16 protein-coding genes are annotated in these 19,839 nt (G+C 48.0%); 8 read left to right on the top strand and 8 right to left on the bottom strand.

Going from position 1 to position 19,839, the window contains the following annotated elements; translation table 11 throughout:
• Positions 1-163: 163 nt before the first annotated feature.
• From BC349_RS09690 to BC349_RS09670, 5 genes are all read right to left on the bottom strand, one after another.
• Positions 164-865: a hypothetical protein gene (locus BC349_RS09690; RefSeq protein ID WP_187256533.1), complete on the bottom strand. Its 702-nt coding sequence runs from the start codon at positions 863-865 to the stop codon at positions 164-166.
• Positions 865-2,349: an RNA polymerase factor sigma-54 gene (gene rpoN, locus BC349_RS09685; RefSeq protein ID WP_187256532.1), complete on the bottom strand. Its 1,485-nt coding sequence runs from the start codon at positions 2,347-2,349 to the stop codon at positions 865-867. Before rpoN ends, BC349_RS09690 begins: the two co-directional genes overlap by 1 nt.
• A gap of 425 nt (positions 2,350-2,774) precedes the next feature.
• Positions 2,775-4,055: a glycoside hydrolase family 10-like protein gene (locus tag BC349_RS09680; RefSeq protein WP_246456881.1), complete on the bottom strand. Its 1,281-nt coding sequence runs from the start codon at positions 4,053-4,055 to the stop codon at positions 2,775-2,777.
• 60 nt (positions 4,056-4,115) lie between these two features.
• Positions 4,116-4,571 carry a MarR family winged helix-turn-helix transcriptional regulator gene (locus BC349_RS09675; RefSeq protein WP_187256531.1) on the bottom strand — a complete coding sequence of 152 codons (456 nt, stop codon included), beginning with the start codon at positions 4,569-4,571 and terminating at the stop codon, positions 4,116-4,118.
• A gap of 94 nt (positions 4,572-4,665) precedes the next feature.
• A complete protein-coding gene (locus BC349_RS09670; RefSeq protein ID WP_187256530.1) occupies positions 4,666-5,691 on the bottom strand; it encodes a radical SAM/SPASM domain-containing protein in 1,026 nt (341 codons plus the stop codon).
• A gap of 73 nt (positions 5,692-5,764) precedes the next feature.
• Here BC349_RS09670 and BC349_RS09665 point away from each other — a divergent pair, with 73 nt between their 5' ends.
• Positions 5,765-6,532, top strand: coding sequence for a glycoside hydrolase family 25 protein (locus BC349_RS09665; protein WP_187256529.1), 768 nt, complete (start codon positions 5,765-5,767; stop codon positions 6,530-6,532).
• Between the two features lie 35 nt (positions 6,533-6,567).
• Positions 6,568-6,795: a hypothetical protein gene (locus BC349_RS09660; protein WP_187256528.1), complete on the top strand. Its 228-nt coding sequence runs from the start codon at positions 6,568-6,570 to the stop codon at positions 6,793-6,795.
• Positions 6,796-6,799: 4 nt separating this feature from the next.
• On the opposite strand, the gene BC349_RS09655 is transcribed toward BC349_RS09660, so the two are convergent.
• The gene (locus BC349_RS09655) at positions 6,800-8,386 is read right to left on the bottom strand and encodes a hypothetical protein (RefSeq protein ID WP_246456879.1); all 1,587 of its coding nucleotides are present in this window, start codon (positions 8,384-8,386) and stop codon (positions 6,800-6,802) included.
• Positions 8,387-8,920: 534 nt separating this feature from the next.
• On the opposite strand from BC349_RS09655, the gene BC349_RS09650 reads away from it, so the two are divergent.
• A complete protein-coding gene (locus tag BC349_RS09650; protein WP_187256527.1) occupies positions 8,921-11,572 on the top strand; it encodes a zinc-dependent metalloprotease in 2,652 nt (883 codons plus the stop codon).
• A 27-nt stretch (positions 11,573-11,599) separates the two neighbouring features.
• Here BC349_RS09650 and BC349_RS09645 read toward each other — a convergent pair whose 3' ends face one another.
• Entirely contained in the window at positions 11,600-12,343 is a 744-nt protein-coding gene (locus BC349_RS09645) for a YoaK family protein (protein WP_187256526.1), read from the bottom strand.
• A 352-nt stretch (positions 12,344-12,695) separates the two neighbouring features.
• Here BC349_RS09645 and BC349_RS09640 point away from each other — a divergent pair, with 352 nt between their 5' ends.
• Together BC349_RS09640 and BC349_RS09635 are read left to right on the top strand one after the other, a co-directional pair.
• Positions 12,696-13,229 (top strand): hypothetical protein, encoded by a 534-nt coding sequence (locus BC349_RS09640; protein WP_187256525.1) that lies wholly within the window; start codon positions 12,696-12,698, stop codon positions 13,227-13,229.
• A 54-nt stretch (positions 13,230-13,283) separates the two neighbouring features.
• Positions 13,284-13,445 (top strand): hypothetical protein, encoded by a 162-nt coding sequence (locus BC349_RS09635; RefSeq protein WP_187256524.1) that lies wholly within the window; start codon positions 13,284-13,286, stop codon positions 13,443-13,445.
• On the opposite strand, the gene BC349_RS09630 is transcribed toward BC349_RS09635, so the two are convergent.
• Positions 13,440-14,231, bottom strand: coding sequence for a TspO/MBR family protein (locus BC349_RS09630; protein WP_187256523.1), 792 nt, complete (start codon positions 14,229-14,231; stop codon positions 13,440-13,442). The two genes, BC349_RS09635 and BC349_RS09630, sit on opposite strands and share 6 nt — an antisense overlap.
• Before the next feature lie 108 nt (positions 14,232-14,339).
• Between BC349_RS09630 and BC349_RS09625 the strand changes: the two genes are divergently transcribed.
• The 3 genes from BC349_RS09625 (at position 14,340) to BC349_RS09615 (ending at position 19,816) form a co-directional block, all read left to right on the top strand.
• Complete coding sequence (locus BC349_RS09625; protein ID WP_187256522.1) at positions 14,340-15,245, top strand: helix-turn-helix transcriptional regulator; 906 nt, start codon at positions 14,340-14,342, stop codon at positions 15,243-15,245.
• Positions 15,246-15,328: 83 nt separating this feature from the next.
• Entirely contained in the window at positions 15,329-17,305 is a 1,977-nt protein-coding gene (locus tag BC349_RS09620) for an alpha-L-fucosidase (RefSeq protein WP_187256521.1), read from the top strand.
• Between the two features lie 108 nt (positions 17,306-17,413).
• Positions 17,414-19,816, top strand: a complete 2,403-nt coding sequence (locus tag BC349_RS09615) for a serine hydrolase (protein WP_187256520.1) — start codon at positions 17,414-17,416, stop codon at positions 19,814-19,816.
• Positions 19,817-19,839 lie beyond the last annotated feature (23 nt).

Below are 19,839 nucleotides of genomic sequence, written 5' to 3'. Positions count from 1 at the left end.
AACCCCCGTTATTACTATCCTATCAAATTAAAACCAGTATTACATAACAATAGATGATGTAAAGATTTTAAGTTGGACTCTTATCATTAGGCTGGTTTGGACACCCCTGAAACAAAGCTCAATCCCGTAGATTGGGCTTTTTCTTTTCCGCGAATCCCCATACCTACACCACCCAAACAGCAATGAACATGGATACCACACCTGTTGCAAATCCCCATACCAGTTCCGAATTGCTATGCGCCCCCGTCATCAGCCTGGCAGTACCAACGAGTCCGGCTATGAGGATGGAGACAGCCAGGGGAACAATCATTGGAATCAGGCTGGTCCAGGCCATGTAAACAAAAAACGATACCAGTACTCCCATGGCAATGGCGTGGAGGCTGATCTTGATAAAATTATTGGCAGTGAGGGCGATGATACTGGTAATGAAAACGGCACAAAGCATCTTCACCAGTTCCGGCGGATTGTCGGGCCTGTTCTTGCTTACATAGAAGATCCAGAAATAAAAAACCATGGAAGCCACGATCGGTATGATCCGCTCTTTTTGTGTTTTCAATTGGAAGCTGGATGCAAACCCCAGTTGCTTCAGCAGAAAAACGGTAAAAGCGGGAAAGAAGGCCGTGCTGACCAGTACTGATATAAGTTTGATTTTCTTATACCACTCGTTTTCACCCGCGAAGGCAAAGGGATGCACGAATAATAAAAACGCCGTGATATATCCGGGTATGAATAAAGGATGAAAAACAAAGGAGATCAGTTGCCCGATGACCCATCCGGCGTTCACCCGTCGGGTGCCACCCGACGGGTGAACGCCGGATGGGTCCGCCACAGCAGATGTATTTGGTTGCTCTGTTGATACCATCATTACAATTCCTTTCTGAGTCGGGCCACCGGTATATTGAGTTGTTCCCGGTATTTGGCCACTGTTCTGCGGGCAATATTATAACCTTTTTCCTGCAAAAGCTCAGTCAGCCTTTCATCGCTAAGCGGTTTGCGCTTGTTTTCGCCTTCCACCATATCGCTCAGAATCTTTTTCACCTCCCTGGTGCTTACTTCCTCGCCGCTTTCGGTGCTCAGGCTTTCGCTGAAAAAGAATTTCAGCCGGTAGGTGCCGAACTCAGTCTGCACGAACTTGCTATTGGCCACCCGGCTTACCGTGGAAATATCCAGTCCCGTTCTTTCTGCAATATCCTTGAGGATCATGGGGCGCATGGTGGTTTCATCGCCTGTTACAAAAAACTCATACTGGTAATCCATGATGGTCTGCATGGTCATCATCAGGGTATGCTGACGCTGCTTGATAGCGTCAATGAACCACTTGGCCGCGTCAATTTTTTGTTTGATAAACATTACCGCCTCTTTCTGGCGTTTGTCTTTTTTACTGCCCCTGTCATATTCTTTCAGCATGTCGCGATATCCTTCACTGATCCGCAGGTCAGGAGCATTCTTGCTGTTAAGGGTCAGTTCGAGTTTGCCGGCATTATTATAGATGAAAAAATCGGGCACCACATAACTTTCCGCTTTATTGACCTCGCCCACATTGCCACCCGGTTTGGGATTCAGTTTAATAATCTGTTGTATGATCAGTTTGAGCTGCTCATCGTCAATATTCAGTCCGCGCTGGATCTTGTCGTAGTGTTTTTTAATGAACTCATCGAAGTAATCGGTCAGGATTCGGATGGCGCCATGAACGGCTTCGCCTTCGTGTTTTCTTCTTTCCAGTTGAAGGAGAAGGCATTCCTGCAGGTCACGGGCTGCCACACCGGCAGGATCGAATTGCTGGATCAGGCTGATCAGGTCTTCGATTTCTTCCTCACTGGCATCGATGTTCTGCCTGAATGCCAGGTCATCCTGGATGGAAGTGGTTTCGCGGCGCAGGTAGCCGTCGTCATCAATGCTGCCCACGATCTGTTCGGCAATACGGCGCCTGCGGTCATCCAGGGTGAGCATGCCCAGCTGGTCGGCCAGGGTATCATGGAGGGTCGATTCCACTTTGAAGGGAGTCGCCTGCTTATCGTCCAGTTCAGGGTAATTATCGTCTCTAAGCCGGTAGTCGGCTATCTCGTCATCGCCTTCCTGTACATATTCGCTGATATCGATATTGTCATACTCGTCCTCACTGCCTTCAGTATCGTATTCGTCATCAGGGTTTTCAAATTCTTCACCCTGCTCCTCAAAACTGTCATCCGCCATCTCATCACTCTGTTCCAATGCCGGGTTCTCCTCCAGTTCCTCCTTGATCCGTTCCTCCAGGTTGGCCGTTGGCACCTGCAGCAACTTCATCAGCTGGATTTGCTGGGGCGAAAGCTTCTGCAATAATTTCTGCTGTAAACTTTGACTCAGTGCCATTAATAGTTCAGGGTTTTTTAGCCCCGTTTTTTACCACGGGGCGCGCTATCCACAAAAATCAGGCCGTAAATTACTAATTTACTAAATAATGGCCGTAATCTAAAACTTAAAATATTGGTAATGCTGGTGGTCCGGGCTGTTGATTCCTTCCTCTGATGCAATACCATAAAGGATTTGCCCGGATTTTAAAGGATCGAAACCTGATGAAGAAAATATTTCCGGAAAAAAACAGTAAAAATGGGTTCCATTAGCCAGTTTGACCTGGTTTCGGAACTGCCTCCAACGCCCGCAGTGGGTAAATTGCCGCCCGCCGCGTGTAAACAGCTCCTTTTACTAAGGCATGTTTTAATGCTAACGGGCCACAGCAGTTGCCGTAGCCCGTTTATATTTATTTATCTGCGATATTTTGGGGAGTAGCCGGTTGATTACATTCCGGAGGTAAAAGGATTTACAGGCAGCCAGTCCATTGCCGGGATGGCAGCAGGCTGGCGGTAATAATGCTGCCTGAGGCTGTCGCCCCAGCCATTGGGATTGTTCACAAAACTCTTACTACTGAAATATATCACGCCATGCATGTTCGGGGTATTCCTGACAGCCCGGATCATCCGGGGTAGCTGGTTTTTATCCTTCCATGCCGGGTTGCTTCCTGCCCGGTAAATTCCCAGTCCGATATAACAATGTTTGCCATAGCAGTTTTTACTCCACCAGTCCAGCAATACTTCAAAGTCGGCGGCCTTGTGCCCGAATTCCCAGTATAACTGCGGCGCCACATAATCAATCCAGCCTTCCCTCAGCCACAACAGGATATCCGCATACAGGTCGTCATAATTGGTTTGTCCTGCCGTAGTGGCGCTTCCCATCGGATCCTTGTCTTTGTTGCGCCATACACCAAAGGGCGAAATGCCAAACTTCACCCAGGGCTTTTCCTGCCTGATGGCACGGGCCAGCTGAACAATAATGGAATCCACATTGCTGCGGCGCCATTCATCGCGGCTCAGGCCTTCGCCAAATACTTTATAGGTTTTGTCGTCCGGAAAGTCTTTGCCCGCAATGCGATAAGGATAAAAATAATCGTCGAAATGAACTCCGTCCACATCATATCGCTTCACCAGATCCCGAACGATGTTCACCACAAACTGTTGTGCGTTCTTGTTGCCCGGATCGAAATATTTCTTGTCGCCGTAGGTCAGGAACCATTCGGGGAACTCCCTGGTTATATGGGTTTTGGCAGGAATCGATTTGTTGATATTGAACACCGCGCGGTAGGGGTTGAGCCAGGCGTGAAATTCCATGCCTCTCTTTTTGGCCTCGGCAATCATGAACTGAAGCGGATCATAGTAAGGTACCGGTGGCTGGCCCTGTTTTCCGGTCAGCCATTCGCTCCATGGTTCATATTGGGAGGGATAAAATGCGTCTGCTGCCGGCCTCACCTGGACGATCACCGCATTTAAGCCATTTCTCTTGTGCATGTCCAGCAACCGGATGTATTCATCCCTTTGCATGGCCGGGTCTACAGTACCGGCATTGGGCCAGTCAATATTGTTTACCGTTGCTATCCAGGCTGCCCTGAATTCGGCCGGGGCTTCACCCGCTGTTTTACTGCCCGCTTCCATTGGTGCCGGGATGGGCGCTGCGGGCTGCTGGGCTTGTAGTTGGGACAAACACCCAAGGGCCAGGGTAATAGTGGTAAGGACTAAATTTTTCATTTCACTGATTTCATAAAAAAATCGACGCCATCCAATGGCTGCCGGGCAGGGGGTATCCTGTTAATCCTGCGAATTTCGCAATTTGTCGAGCAATTGATTAAGCTGGCTTGCTTCATATTCGTTAAGATTTTTCAGCAGATTATCCCAATCGGCTTCATGGGAGTCCATCTTGGACAGCAATTCCCGGCCTTTATCGGTAATGGTTACGTCCACCAACCGCCGGTCGGCATTGCAAATCACTTTCTGCACCAGTTCCTTTTTTACCAGCCGGTCCACAATCCGGGAGGTATCGCTCATTTTATCCAGCATCCGCTGGCGGATCTGCAGGGTACTCAGCGGTTCCCCGGCACCTCTCAGGATGCGCAGGATATTGAACTGCTGATTGGTGAGATCAAACTGGTCCAGTTGTTTCCGCGTATTCTCCATCAGCCAGTTATAGGAAAATATCAGGTTGATCATTGCTTTCTGATGCTCATTCCTGAATTTTCGCTGATTGATGTCCTTGTTAATACTCATAAAATGAATGGTTCAACCTTAAAATTATAAAAAAAGGCTCAAACAGGCTGTGCGATTGGTTACGCTGCAAGTTCGGGACCCTCGTGGTGCGGGTTCAACCCCAAACCCTGGTACCCTCAGAACAATTGGCGCAAATATCAATATTGGCCCTGCTTTCCAGCAGTTTGGCCCTGAAACTCCGGTAGTCGGGATGCTGCCAGATTTCCCGGAATGATTTTCCTTTCAGGTCGCCCAGCCGGTGTTGTGCATCCTTGTCAAAACAGCAGGGAACCACCAGTCCGTCCCAGGTGATGACCGTAGCATGCCATGCCCGCCAGCAATGATTATGCAGGGGATTGCGAAATTCGAATTCACCCTTCCGGTTTTTACGGTAGCGGCTGTATTTATCAATGGTAGGAATCAATTGGTTGGGATCGTTGGCATAATCATATACCTGCGCAGTCTTGAGCCAGATATCATCCACGCCTATTTCCCGGGCCAGTACTTTGACTTCGCTGATCTGGTGTTCATTGGGCTTCACCACCAGGAACTGGAAAACAACAAAAGGCGTGCGGCTGCCAAGTTCTTTTTTCCACTTTACGATATTACGGGCCCCTTCCAGAACTTTTTCGAGTCTGCCGCCAATGCGGTATTGCTGGTAAACCTCCTGTGTAGTTCCATCAATGGAAATGATCAGCCTGTCGAGGCCGCTTTCCACGGTTTTCCTGGCGTTCTCGTCGGTCAGGTAATGGGCATTGGTAGAAGTGGCTGTATATATGCCCTTGCTTCCGGCATATTGAACCATGTCAAGGAACCCCGGATTCAGAAATGGTTCGCCCTGGAAATAGAAGACCAGGTAAAACAGGTCCCTGTGCAACTGGTCAATGGTATCGCGGAAAAAGTCTTTCTGAAGCATACCTGTTGGCCGGGAGAAGGCCCTTAAGCCGCTTGGGCACTCCGGACAGCGAAGGTTACAGGATGTGGTGGGCTCAAAGGAAATGGAAATGGGAAGCCCCCATTGAACAGGCTTCCTGGTGTACTTGCTTACATAATAACTGGCCAATACTTTTACACCGTTCCATGCCCTGCGGATGGTCAGTTTACGTAAGAGGTTGAGCGAGTCGGAAAGGTTGAAAGGCATGGGGCAAATATAGATTGTTTGTAGTTGTTGATTTGCTGATACAAACCGCCAACCGTTTATATATTTGCCCCGCATGGCAAAAAAGAAATCGAACCAGGTACCTGGACCAAAATATCTGTTTGCGCTGTTGATCCTGGTGGTGATCGGTGCCCTGGCCTGGTGGTGGTTCAAACGCAGCCAGCCGGATTTTGAACATTATCCGGATTTCGGGATCGAGATCCCGGCAAATTTTTCCATTCATGGTATCGACGTGTCCAAGTACCAGGAACGGGTAAACTGGAGGGCTGTTAAAGAGATGGAAGCCGGTGAGGTGAGGATCGGCTTTGTTTTCATAAAAGCCACAGAGGGATTGGGTAACATGGACCGCCAGTTCAAAAGAAACTGGGAGCATGCAGGTGAGGCAGGATTCCCGCGCGGGGCCTACCATTTTTTCCTGGCTACCAAAAGCGGCGCTGACCAGGCTGAGAACTTTATTCGCCGCGTTGATCTGCAAAAAGGGGATCTTCCACCTGTGCTTGATGTGGAACAGACCTACGGGGTAAGTGCTGAAAAACTGCGGACTGGTGTGAAATCCTTCCTGGACCGGCTGGAAGCTCATTATGGCGTAAAACCCATCATCTACACCAATGTCGATTTTTATAATAAGTACCTGAAAGGCGAGTTTGATGATTATCCGCTGTGGGTGGCTCATTACCTGAAAAAAGACCGCCCCCGCATTGCCCGTAACTGGGCTTTCTGGCAGTACAGTGAAACCGGAAATGTGAACGGAATCAGGGGTAAGGTGGATTTCAATGTATTCAATGGTGATTCAACGGATTTCGAAGATCTGCTGATTGATTAGGCTTTAAATTTGTCAGACACCTAAAATAAACGGAAATGGAAGAGGATGCAAAAGATTTCCTGCGCAGGGTATTGCTGACCCTGTCTGTCGGGGCATTGTGGATGCTCATTAATTCAACACTTGGCCTGATGATGGGCTGGGCCTTTTTTGCAACAACCCCAACATTGGGGAACTATATTTTTTACGCCTGGTTCCTTGGCAGTCTCGTCGGCATGATTCTTTATTTTATCCGGCTCTGGAAAAAGAAATTTCCGGTCACCTGATCTCTCAATTCTCCCTTCTCTCTTCTTTTCCGGCATACCTTCTCCTCCTTTGTGCCATATACTTCGCATGGATAATCTCGCTCATCGGCTTTTCGTACACTTTGCTTTCCACCCATGAAATGATGTCCAGGTAGGCAAAAGCACGGGTTTCAAACCGGCTTTTTTCCAGGTGTTTGATCTTATTCAGGAATTTTTCCAGTTCAGGCTTCATCCTGCGTACCGAAACACCAAAATTATGACGGATAAACCGGAACATTTCTTCTTCCACCACAGTCAGGTTTTTCATTTTAGCCATGAAGCGATACACCGATTTGATGAGCGATTCAATGATCTCATCATTACCCAGTTCGTAGTGGGCCAGCATGTGCATCAGGCGCGCATAACTCTGCAGGTCGATTCGTAAATCTGCCGATGTATCGTAAATGATCCGCTGCAGGTAATCAATACAGGTGTTGTAATCGCCGCTGCCGAAATACAGGGTTGCGAATTTGTAATTGAATACTACAATGCGATGCGGGTCGACATATAATGAATATTCTTCCAGATTGGCGGCGATCCTGTCTACCAGTTTTAATCCATCTTTGAAAGTGCCCGTCATAAGATGCCAGTTCAACTTGGCACTATTTATATAAATGCTGGTGTGGATACGAAAATTGTCATGCTGCTGGGCGATGGGCGTTTCGGCAAAAGCTTCAAATGCTGAAAGAACCGATTCGAACTGCTGGAAATTTCTAAGGTCAAAATGAGCATTCAAAAGATTGTGCATTCCCTTAATGTAGTGACCAATCTCCACTTTTTTCATGTCCTCGTTTTCATCAAACAGGTCCACCCATTTCTGGGCGTATCTATAATACATCAGGAAATCCTGCCGGATAAAAGCATACCAGGTATAACTCTGGAACAGGTAAAGCCGTTCATAAAAATCGGTTAGTTCGAAGGCGTCTGAAGGCAGCTGTTCCTTGAAATATTTTCGGATGCCGCTTTCATCCTGTTCATTGCGTGCATGGCCATTTTTGGTATACCAGCCATACAACAGTAGTGCAAGGTTTGAAAGTTTGGTAACCCGGTCGATATGGGCACTAATTTCCAGTGCCTCCTGGGTAAGTCTTTCGGTTTTCTCCTGGATGGTTCGGGTGATGTGAAGGGTTTCGATCTTTTTCTCCAGCGAAATCACCTGGGCAAGAAAATTGAACTTGCCATTGGCTTTGGCCAGTTCCCTCGATCTTTCCAGGATCCGAAGGGCCTGGTGTTTCAGTCCCTTGTGGTAGAGAATCCGCGCATTGTCGAGTTGTTCCGACAACTGAAGTTCCAGCGTATCAGCGCTTTTCAGGTCGCGCAGGCTGGCCAGCAATTGCTTGTACAGGTGGGTTTTTACATTATTTAACTGGGGTTTCTGGATGGAAGGCAGTTTTTTGAGCAGTAGCTTCTCATCATAATCGGCCAGTTTGTCAAGGCTGTCGAATAATTCGACGATTTTAAGGTCTTCTTTTGCCGAGCTGCGCTTGATATAAAGTTTAAAATGCCGCTTTTCAGCCTTGTGCAAAGATTTTATCAATTGAAATAAAGCGTCTGCTGATCTGTTGGGCATCATTAACTATTTTTTCTCAAATCCTTGCTGGATAAGGGTTTATATGCAAAAATATCCATTTTGGAGTAATAAAACCTTTCCAATTTTGATTTTAGACATGAATTTTCCCGCACTACTTTTACATCAGAGTTCAGGGAAATAAAAAAAACGACCTGCAATCACCGGGAAAGCAAACAGTCGTTGAGAAGGCAAAATTTCGTTAGAGGTCTGAAAATACGGCAAGCAATCGTTAAAGCAAACATCGTAGAGGCCGATCCCGAATCCTGAAAAGGATGACTCTCAAAACAAGATTCGAAGATTTTTTTATATGGCAAGCAATCGTTAGAGGTCGACTGTTTCTACAGTGGACCTTCTTTTTTTTATTGCGGTGGTGAAATTAGTGTTCCCAACCTATATCACAAAATTTTATTTATAATTTCTTAACATTTCCGGGTAATTATCCAAGCATTCTGCCATTTGTCACTTTCCGCGGTATTTCATGTAATTTATTTGTATCGTATTTTGAAATGAAGCATTTTGTTATTCTAAAATGTTTTCATGAGAAAAACTTCCCTCTTTGTTCCCCTGGCCATATTGATGGCAACGGGAGCATTTGCCCAGAAGAAGAGCAAGGCCGCTGCCCCGCCCGTGGCAGATACAGCGAAAAAGGCGGTACCAGCGGCACCTTCGAAACCTACCGTTAAAGACAAGGTAAAGTCGAGTAAAAAGCATGAAGGCCTGTTTACCCTTTACCAGGATACCGTTACAGGCAGCGTTCAGATGTATGTTAAAAAGGACCAGTTAGGCAAGGAATTCATTTACCAGAGTTTTTCCATGGGTGGTCCTACGGCATTGTTCCTGAACCAGAATATGATCAGGGCAACCTTTCTTTTCAAAATCGAAAAATCATTTGATAAGCTTGAATTCAAGCAGCAGAATACCAACTTCCATTACGACGGGGAGAATGCCATCAGCAAAGCCGCCAATGTGGATGTGAGCGATGCGGTAATGTTCGCTGAGAAAGTGGCAGTAGAAGACAGCCTGGGTTACCTGGTTGCGGTGGACGGACTTTTGTTGGGCGACAAACTCGATCCGGTGAAGCCGGTATTTCCGCCTACCCTGCCTCCCGGTTCGGTGTTCAATCTCGGCGGGTATAATCCCTCCAAGTCAAAGTATGGCACGGTACGTTCCTTCCCCAATAATACCGATGTATTGGTAGAACTGGCTTACGACAATCCGATGCCATTGAATGGTGGCGGAAAAGACATTACGGATGCCCGTTATGTAAGGGTAAAGATGCAGCATTCCTTTATAGAAGTACCGAATAACGATTTCCGCGCACGTCGCGATGATCCCCGTGTCGGATATTTCGGCAGTGAAGTGGATGACCTGAGTTCCATATCACCTACTCCATACAAAGACATTATCAATCGCTGGAACCTGGTAAAAAAGGATCCGGCTGCTGCAATCAGTGAGCCTGTGGAGCCCATCGTTTGGTGGGTTGAAAATACGACCCCTGTTGAGTTGCGTGAGATTGTGAAGGAAGCAGGTGAAAAGTGGAACGAGGCATTTGAAGCAGCCGGGTTTAAGAACGCCGTGGTGATGAAGATCATGCCGGACAATGCCGATTGGGATCCTGCCGATATCCGTTATAATGTGATCCGTTGGGTGAGCAGTGCCAATCCCCAGTATGGAGCCATCGGGCCAAGCTTTACGAATCCGCGGACCGGCCAGATACTGGGAGCAGATATCACGGTGGAATGGCGTTCCGGGGCCGGTGCTCCGGTGCAGGATGACCTCTTTAATGGCGGGCTGTCCTCCCTTGCAGCCAATCTGCCCTGGGAGAACCCCGCAGCCGCCATCGACCCGTCACAGTACACCAGTAAATATCCGGCCTTTGGCAACAGGCATATTACAACTTGTGCGCTGGCGAATGAACTCAGCATGCAATACCAGGCTGGTGTGGCGGCAATTGCCACCCTCGACGACGATGGTTCCAACGGCGAAAAGAAAACCACTGCTGTTCGTGAGTTGCACAAGCAGTTCCTGTATTACCTGATACTCCATGAAATGGGACATACCCTGGGACTGAACCACAACATGAAGGCCAGCCAGATGCTGCGCCCCGACCAGGTTCATGACCAGAATATCACCCGCAAACTCGGCCTGCAGGGTTCAGTCATGGATTATCCTTCACTGAATGTCAGCAGCGACAGGAGTAAACAGGGAGACTACTACACAACAAAAGCCGGACCATATGATATCTGGGCAATCGAATATGGCTACAGACCATTCAGGCCTGAAGAAGAAGAAGAAGGACTCCGGAAGATCCTGTCCCGCAGCACAGAACCTAACCTGACATTTGGTAATGATGCGGATGACATGCGTGCGCCGGGCAAAGCCATAGATCCGCGTGTAATGGTCAACGATATGAGCTCCGATATGGTGGCTTATGCTGAAGATCGCCTGAAACTGGTAAATACCATGATGCCCAAATTGAAAGCCCGCTTCAGTCAGCCCAACCAGAGCTATGCAGAACTGCGCAGCCGTTATTACCAGCTGATGAACCAGCGTGCACAGATGGTTGGAGCAGTAAGCCGGTATATCGGCGGGGTTAACGTGGACAGGAGTTATGCCGGACAGAATGCGGCCGCGAAGCCCTTTACACCTGTTTCAGCTGACTATCAGAAAAAGGCCATGGCATTACTGAACAAATACCTGTATGCCCCTAATGCCTTCAGTACTGATGCGGCATTATTCCCTTACCTGCAGATGCAGCGACGTGGTTTCAATTTCTTCAATGGAACAGAAGACGTGAAACCGCAAACAACTGTTGCCAGCCTGCAGATGAGCACACTGGCGCATATCCTGCACCCCGTGACTATGAGCCGTATCAACAACAGTTCCCTGTATGGCAACTCGTACAGTGTGGCTGATGTGATGAGTGACCTGGTGAAAGGAATTTTCAATGAGGATCTGAATGGTTCGGTTAACCTTTACCGCCAGAACCTGCAGACCGAATTTGTAAAAGCATCTGCTGCTATTGTGAATTCCCCGGTTGGTTATGACAATGCATCAAAAGCCGCCGCGCTTTCCACCCTTAAAAAGATTAAATCCATGCTGGCTGCTGCTTCCAGTCCGAACGAACAGACCCGTGCACACCGCACGAATCTGAACTTCCTGATTGAGAAGGCACTGTCGGTGAAATAACAAATGAAAAGAAAGGAAGCGCCAGCATTAACTGGCGCTTCCTTTTATTCTATGCTCAATTTTTCGGTAATAGCGCTTTGCCTTAATCCTTACTACATCATATATTAAGGCGAAAATCAAAATGCCTGCGGGTATGAAAAAGGAATGGTAGAATAATTTCCTGAAAGCAAAGGCGCCCAGTAATGCTCCCGCAATAAATGAACTGATTATAAATACCCTGAGCCATATACGGGATTTTAATTCAGATTTTTTCTCGGATTGAATAAATTTCAACTGCGCCAGTTCGATGCCCAGGTCTGTAAAGGTTCCCGTTAAGTGGGTAGTGCGCACAACAGATTTCGAAATCATAGATACCAATGCATTCTGCATGCCCATCGCAAACAACAAACTGCCAGCAAATATATGCCGGACTGTATCACTCGTGGTATATTGATGCCCGAGGAACCCAATGATAACAAGTATCAAAAACTCAAGACTTACAGGAATAGTTTTTGAATACCGTTGATTTTTACCGATCACATCAATGATAAAGCTTGAAACAAATGCGCCGGCTAAAAACAGAAGCATCCAGGTAGCGATCAACCAGGAGGTTGTCCATGCTTCAATGGAAATATATTCGGCAAACAGGGCTGCATGACCTGTTACATTGGTGGTTAAAACAGAGAATCCAAGAAATCCCTCGCTGTTCACGAATCCGGCTGTAAGACTTAATAGTACCGCCAGCCTGACATTATGGATGTGCGTTCGCCTTACTCCCTGGTGTTTTAGCATTGTTTAATGGCAATTTTATAAGTTGGTTATTTGATGCAATTATTAACGCATATTATAAAAGTATAATAAAAGGCTGTCTCATTGCCGACCGGAATTGCTTAATTCGCGGAAAAAGAACAGGCCATGCTCTGGAGGTATTGATCAATAACCGGCCGCTGAAATGCCTGTTCCCGTTAGGATTCACCCGAAAGGGGGATACATCGGTAAGTCCAGCAAGCCTTGAAAACAATATTAACCCTTGCAAAGGTAAAAGGGGGATTGGGCATGCTGTGGTGATAATTATCAATTTCCCCGGACACTAAAAAATCCGTTCAAACGTTATCTTCGATTATTATCCACCCAATAGAAAACCATGAAACAATTCATTGCTACCCTGTCCCTCTTTGCATTATTCCTTGTTTCCTGCGACAAAGTTGATAAACTTACCCAGTTTACCATAACCGACAAATCCAGCATGACCATTTCCGCGGGAGCCGCCACCCTGCTTCCTTTTGATGTCAGCACACCACCCGTAAACTCTGTGGCCGAAAAGGAAATGACCATGAACAATTCGCGGATCGACATGATTGAATCTGTGATGCTGGATGAACTGAAACTGGTTATTTCTTCGCCTTCCGGCCGCACGTTTGATTTCCTGAAGGATATCGAAATTTATATTTCTGCCGATGGTTTGCCTGAGAAAAAGGTCGCATTTGCCAATGCCATTGCAGATAATGTAACCAATACGATTCGCCTGACGACGGAGAAAGTGGAACTGGAACAATACATTAAAAAAGGCACTTATAACATCCGTACGCGGGTAACTACCGATAAGATCCTGAATGAAGACATTAACATCGAAATTACCTCGAAGTACCGGATAGACGCGAAAATATTGGGTGTCTGAAACCCGTGAATTAGCTAACTTACAGCATTAATCACGTAATACAGAGGAGTTAATATGTCAATTCTCAACAACAATAAGAATAGTAAGGATAAAAAGAAGAATGCTCAGCAAACCGTGAAACTTGGCATCCAGGCCGGTGGTGCAAAAGGTAAAGCCAATTCCAAGTCCCAGAGCCGCCAGACCAAATTAACTGGTGGCGCGCAGCGGGGCTCATGATTTAGCAGCCCGCTTTTTTAAGAAAGTAAACACTATTCCCGCAAGTAATATGACCATGCCTGCCGTAGCCGTTTTGGCCACCAGGGCATGGTCATGTTGTTTGGAGTAGATGCCGTACAGAGCCCAGGAAATTACCCCCGTATAGGCAAGATCCCGCCATTTGATGAGCGCCAGTACTCCCAGCAGGGTGGCAGTAATAATCATCCCGCTGCTCCAGGTTTCAGGTTGAATGCCCCACCCACTCCAGCTTTCTGATACCAGCCATGCCGTAATATTGGCGATGGTGGCCACACTGATCCAGCCCAGATACACACTAACCGGCAGGCGGATAAATAATTGCTGGCCGGCACTGATGTTTTTCAGTGCAAGCAGCTTCCTGTGCAGGGCGATCAGGGATACAAGGAAAAGAAGCATAATGATAACGGACAACCGAATCTGTAGATAATGCCAAAGGAATATCCAGCTGATATTCAGTATGCAGGTTAGCAGGAACAGGCGCAGTACGGACATCTGGATTTCGGAACTTCCCCGGCCGGCCGGGGCCAGTGGATTCAGCACTTTTCCCGATGCGATGAGCACCTGGTAAATGTTAAACATCAGCAGCAGGATATAGATTAACGACCAGATGCTGAAGGTGAATCCGGCCGGAACAAACAGGTTGGGATACAGGTCGGAAATAGCTCCCGTACTCATATTATTCAGGGGAAGTAATACGGCCATGGCATTGATGGCAATGACGGCCAGCATGGCAATGAATCCTGTAACCGCCAGTGGTTTTGCTGTCATAATGAACCTGGTTTTCAATTTAAGGTATTGCAACAATTGTTGCCGTTAAAGGTTCGGGTGATCCGATCATGGTTTTTTTTAAGTAGATTTCAATCTAAACCCAGCCAGATGACTTTCCAGGAAAAAATCCGGCAATACCAGACCCTTGTCAGCAACCTGCTGGAAGGGGAAGGTAAAAACCGGGATCAGTTATTGTCCGCCCTGAGAGAAGCGGGAATGGATATCAGCCTGCGAACCTTCCAGCGGGCACTGGAAGAATTGCGCGAAGAGTACGGCATTCATATCAGCTACGATGCTTCCAGGAATATATACTCGGTGGCCGATGCGGCCAAACCTGTTCTGGAAGATTTTATGCGCTTTTGCGGCCATAATGCCTGGACCGGCTTTGCCCGCATGTTACTGGCAGCTTCACCGGAAGAAAGATTGGCAGTTTCATTTGAGCGTGGTAGTGAGGAAAGGGGAATGCATGCACTACAGCCTCTTTTCAGGGCAATTGTTGACCGGAAGCAGGTGCGCTTTATACTGGAAAATCATTCCGGCCAGCCAGGGAAGGAGTATATCCTTAACCCATACCTGTTAAAGGAATACCGTGGAAACTGGTTTCTCGCGGGGATGGTGGCCAGGAATGGGAAAATCCGGACTTATGAGCTCAGCCGTATCAGCAACCTCGAATTATTGCAGGAAACTTACCAGCCCGATAAGGATTTCCCTTCCGATATGATATCCCGGTTCATGATCGGTGCCGGACTGGAAGACGGCAAACCGGAGAAAATTGTGCTGGAATTGTATCCGCCTGCTGACAGGGTTCTGGCCGAATTGCCCCTGCATGCAACACAGAAAAAAGTGAAATCGGGTAAGGACTGCCTGCAGGTGGAACTGCGGTTGCTGGTAAACCAGGACCTGGTGGAAGCATTGCTGCAACTGGGCGACCGGGTGAAAGTGCTGGAACCTTCAGCCCTCCGTAAAGCACTTGTCAGCCGCTATAAGGATGCCTTGAAGCTGTATAAGAAATGAGGTGAAAATTCTGGCATGTTCCGGCTAAATGCAGGAGGGCGACGGGGGAATTTTGAAGGATATTTGGTTTTCAAGTCTACGCCATGATAAAAAACACCATCAGATATTTTGCCCTTGTTTTGCTGGGCAGCCTTGCAACAGATGGATTTTCGCAGAATAGCCAATCGCTTTTTCCACAACCATACGGCGCCCTTCCGGCACAAAACCAGTTGAACTGGCATGAACTGGAAATGTATGTGCTGATCCATTTTACACCCACTACCTTCGAAAACAAGGAATGGGGTTATGGTGATGCTGATCCCGGGATCTTTAATCCCTCGCAGTTCAATGCGCAGCAGATTGCCGATGCCGCTGCTGCCGGCGGTTTCAAAGGGCTCATTTTTGTTGCCAAACATCATGACGGTTTCGCCCTCTGGCCCACCAGAACAACAGCCTATAATATCAGCAAAAGTCCATGGAAGAATGGCAATGGTGATATGGTAAAGGAATTTGAACAGGCCGCCAGGAAGAATGGTATGCAGTTCGGCGTTTATTGCTCACCGTGGGACAGGAATTTTCCGGCTTACGGAACCCATGAATATGTGAAAGCCTACCGGGAGCAACTCAAAGAATTGTATTCCCGCTATGGTAAACTTTTTATTACCTGGTTCGACGGCGCGAATGGCGGTGACGGCTATTATGGCGGCGCCCGCGAAAAAAGAAATATAGACCGTACTTCTTATTATGGCTGGGATACCACCTGGAATATTGTACGACAGATGCAGCCCGGTGCGGTGATCTTCAGCGACATGGGTGATGTGCGCTGGGTCGGCAACGAAGAAGGACACGCGGCTGAAACCTCCTGGGCAACATTCACGCCTGAACCTGTTGAAGGTAAAACCGTGGCTGTGCCCGGTGAAATGAAATACTGGAAATCACCGGAAGGCACCCGGAATGGGGCTTACTGGAAGCCGGCTGAATGCGATGTTCCACTGAGGCCGGGATGGTTTTATCACCCCGACCAGGACAAAAGGGTGAAAACTCCGGCACAGCTCTTTGATCTCTATTTTAAAAGTGTAGGCCGTGGCGCTGCCCTCGACCTCGGACTGTCGCCAGACAAGCGAGGGTTACTGCATGACAATGATGTGGAATCGCTCAGTGCCTTTGGGAGGCTGCTGAAGGAAACTTTTAGCATGGATCTTGCCAAAACAGCCAAACTATTGGTGAGCAATATACGTGGAAATAAAAGGGCTCTCTTCGGTGTGAAGAAACTGGTGGATGATGACCGCTATTCCTATTGGGCAACAGACGATCAGGTAACATCTGCTGACCTGGTATTGGAATGGAAAAAGCCGGTGAAGTTTAATATCATCAGGATAAGGGAAAATATCCAACTGGGACAACGCATAGAAAAGGTCGCGATTGATGCCCGCATAGATGGGCAATGGAAGGAGGTTGCGCAGGCAAGCAGCATCGGCTCCAACCGGCTGGTGAGGTTGAAGGAATTTATAACAACGGAGTCGGTCCGCCTGCGTGTGCTGCAATCCCCGGTTTGCCTGGCCATCAGTGAAATCGGTGTGTTTAAGGAGCCGGACCAGTTACCGGAGGTGAGTTATTCCCATTGGAAGGCAACAGGTGGGCTTGACAAGAAAGGCTGGACCATCCATTCCGTTTCTTATGAAAGCAGGATGAGTACCGGCGCTGCCAAAAATGCCATTGACGGCGACCCCAACACTATCTGGCATACCTGGGATAGTGAAAGGGAGATGAAAGCACCGCCGCAGGAAATTGTGGTAGATATGGGAGCGGCAAAAAACATTCGTGCATTTACCTATCTTCCGCGGCTAAACGGAGCCTGGGGTATTGTGGCAAATTATGAATGGCAGGTCAGCAGCGATGGTATTCAATGGCAGACCGTGGCAACAGGCGAATTCTCCAATATAAAAGCCAATCCCATTGAACAGATGGTAAGTCTGCCTGCACCGGTTAGCTGCCGCTATTTCAAATTTATCGGCAAAACATCTGTGGAGGATAATTACATCAGTGCGGCAGAACTGGGAGCAGTGGAAGCCGACAGGTGAATGGCGTTTTAGAATATCTAACGGTATGGCTTACTCGAAAAGAGCCGGACTGCAGAAAGTCCCTGGGCGTGCTTAAAAAAACTCATTTGATGAATTTAAAATATCGGAATGAAATATGTTAAGCTTCTGATACCTGCTGTTTTGTTATCCTTCCTTGTTTTTGTTGCCCGGGCGCAGAGAAACGCTTCATTGCCACCCGGACTGGATGCCTATATTTCAAAAGTGCTGCAGGGTTTTAATGTGCCCGGGGTTGGGGTGGCCATCGTTAAGGATGGAAAAGTATTGCTGTCCAAAGGCTACGGCGTGAAACGTTTGGGTACCAGTGATCCGGTAGATGACCAGACCCTTTTCCTGATTGCATCCAACAGCAAGGCATTTACCGCAACCTCCCTGGCCCTGCTGGTGGAAGATGGCAAGATCAGCTGGGAGGATAAGGTGATTCAACACCTGCCCTGGTTTAAAATGAGTGATCCCTATGTAACAGCCAGCATGACTGTGCGCGACCTGCTTGTTCATCACAGTGGTTTGCCGGCCTATGCAGGGGATATCATGCTCTTCCCGCCTGCCACCTTCAGCAGGAGGGAAATTCTGTCCAGGCTGCCGCAGATCCCGCTCCGGTATGATTTCAGGACTGTGTATGCCTATGATAATATTCTCTATGTGGCCGCCGGCGAACTGGTGGCTTCGGTTTCAGGAATGAGTTGGGAAGATTTTGTGCAGGAACGCATCTTTAAAAAAGTGGGCATGAGGGAAAGTATATCCCGCTATTCCGACCTGCAAAAGAAAAAGAATTTTTCGTTTGCACATGCCCGTTCTTACAACGATGTCAGGGTGGTGGAGAAATTTATGGATCAGAATATCGGCGATGCGGGTAACCCTGCGGGCGGCATCGTGTCCAATGCTGCCGATATGGCTAACTGGCTGATCACCCAGCTTGATTCGGGCCGCACCCCGCTGAAGGAGAGAGTACTGACTCCCGCCGCTACTGCCGATCTCTGGAAGATCATCCGTCCCATGCCCATCAGTAAAGTGGATGCTGCGATCAAACCTGCCCAGTCTGATTTTTGGGGCTATGCTTCCGGTTTCCGCGCCTACAATTATGGTAAATACAAAGTGATTGGTCATGGTGGTGCTTTGTCGGGATTTGTTTCGCAGATCGCCATGGTGCCCGACCTGAACCTGGGTGTGGTGGTACTGACCAACCAGGCATCCGCAGGGGCCTACTGGTCCATCATCTACCAGATACTGGATTATTATATGGGTAATCCGGCCTTCGACTGGCTGGGAGGTTATAAAAAGATACAGGATTCTGCCGTGGCCAGAGCCCTGGCACAACGGAAAAAGGTAGAAGTGGAAAAAGCATTGGGCGACAAGCCTTCCCTGCCATTGGAAAAATATGCGGGGCAGTTCATGGAACCCATGCTGGGCAGGGCTACTGTTGGCATTGAAGGAGGCGGACTGGTGTTGCGGTTTGATAATTCCGAACATTTCGTGGCCGACCTCAGCTATTTTCAGTACAATAATTTTATCGCCAGTTTCAGGGGCATGGGACTTCCGACTGAAGCCTATCTGTCTTATGCCCTGAATGCTGATGGCAGTATTGACCGGGTCAGGCTGAAAGTGACAGACCCCGCTTCGCAACTGGATTTTAACGAACTGGAGCTGACTCCGATTAAAGATAAAAAGATGGATACGGTTGCATTGCGCAAGGCTATCAATGCCGAGACCAGTAAATACCCCGAAGCATCCTTTGCCGTGGCCTTCAAGGACCTGGGCACCGGGCAGCAGTTTTTTGTAAATGAACTGGAGATGTTTCATGCAGCCAGCACCATGAAAACACCTGTGCTGATGGAAACCTATAAACAGGCAGCTGCGGGTAAGTTTTCTATTCATGATAAAATAGTGGTAAAGAACAGTTTCGCCAGTATTGTGGATGGAAGCTCATATAGTCTGAGTCCTGCGGATGACAGTGAACAGGAATTGTATACACTGGTCGGGAAGGAGCTCACCATCTATGATAGCCTGCACCGCATGATCACGAAAAGCAGTAACCTGGCGACCAATATCATCATCGACCTCGTGGGTGCCAGGAATGTGATGTCCACCATGAAGGAACTGGGTGCTAATAAGATACAGGTGTTGCGGGGTGTGGAAGATAATAAAGCTTACCAGGCCGGCATGAACAATACCACCAATTCTTATGACCTGATGCTGGTATTTGAACAACTGGCCAATGGCAGTTTTGTCAGCAAATCTGCCTGTGCGGAGATGATCCGCATTCTGCAGGATCAGTATTTCAGGGATATCATCCCGGCCCTGTTACCTGCAAATGTGAAAACCGCCACCAAGAGTGGGTCCATCACCAAAATTGCGCACGATTCGGGCATAGTGTACCTGCCCGATGGCCGGAAATATGTAGTAGTATTGCTTTCCAGGGGTTTTGCCGACCATGGCAAGGCCTCCGCTGCCCTGGCGCAGCTATCAAAACTGATTTACGACCAGGTGCGTTAGGTAGGCGTCTGACGTGCGTCTGA

The sequence above is a fragment of the Flavihumibacter stibioxidans genome (assembly GCF_014332695.1).
In the GTDB taxonomy this organism is placed as follows: Bacteria; Bacteroidota; Bacteroidia; order Chitinophagales; family Chitinophagaceae; genus Flavihumibacter; species Flavihumibacter stibioxidans.
This window is presented reverse-complemented; position numbering and strand designations above follow the sequence as displayed.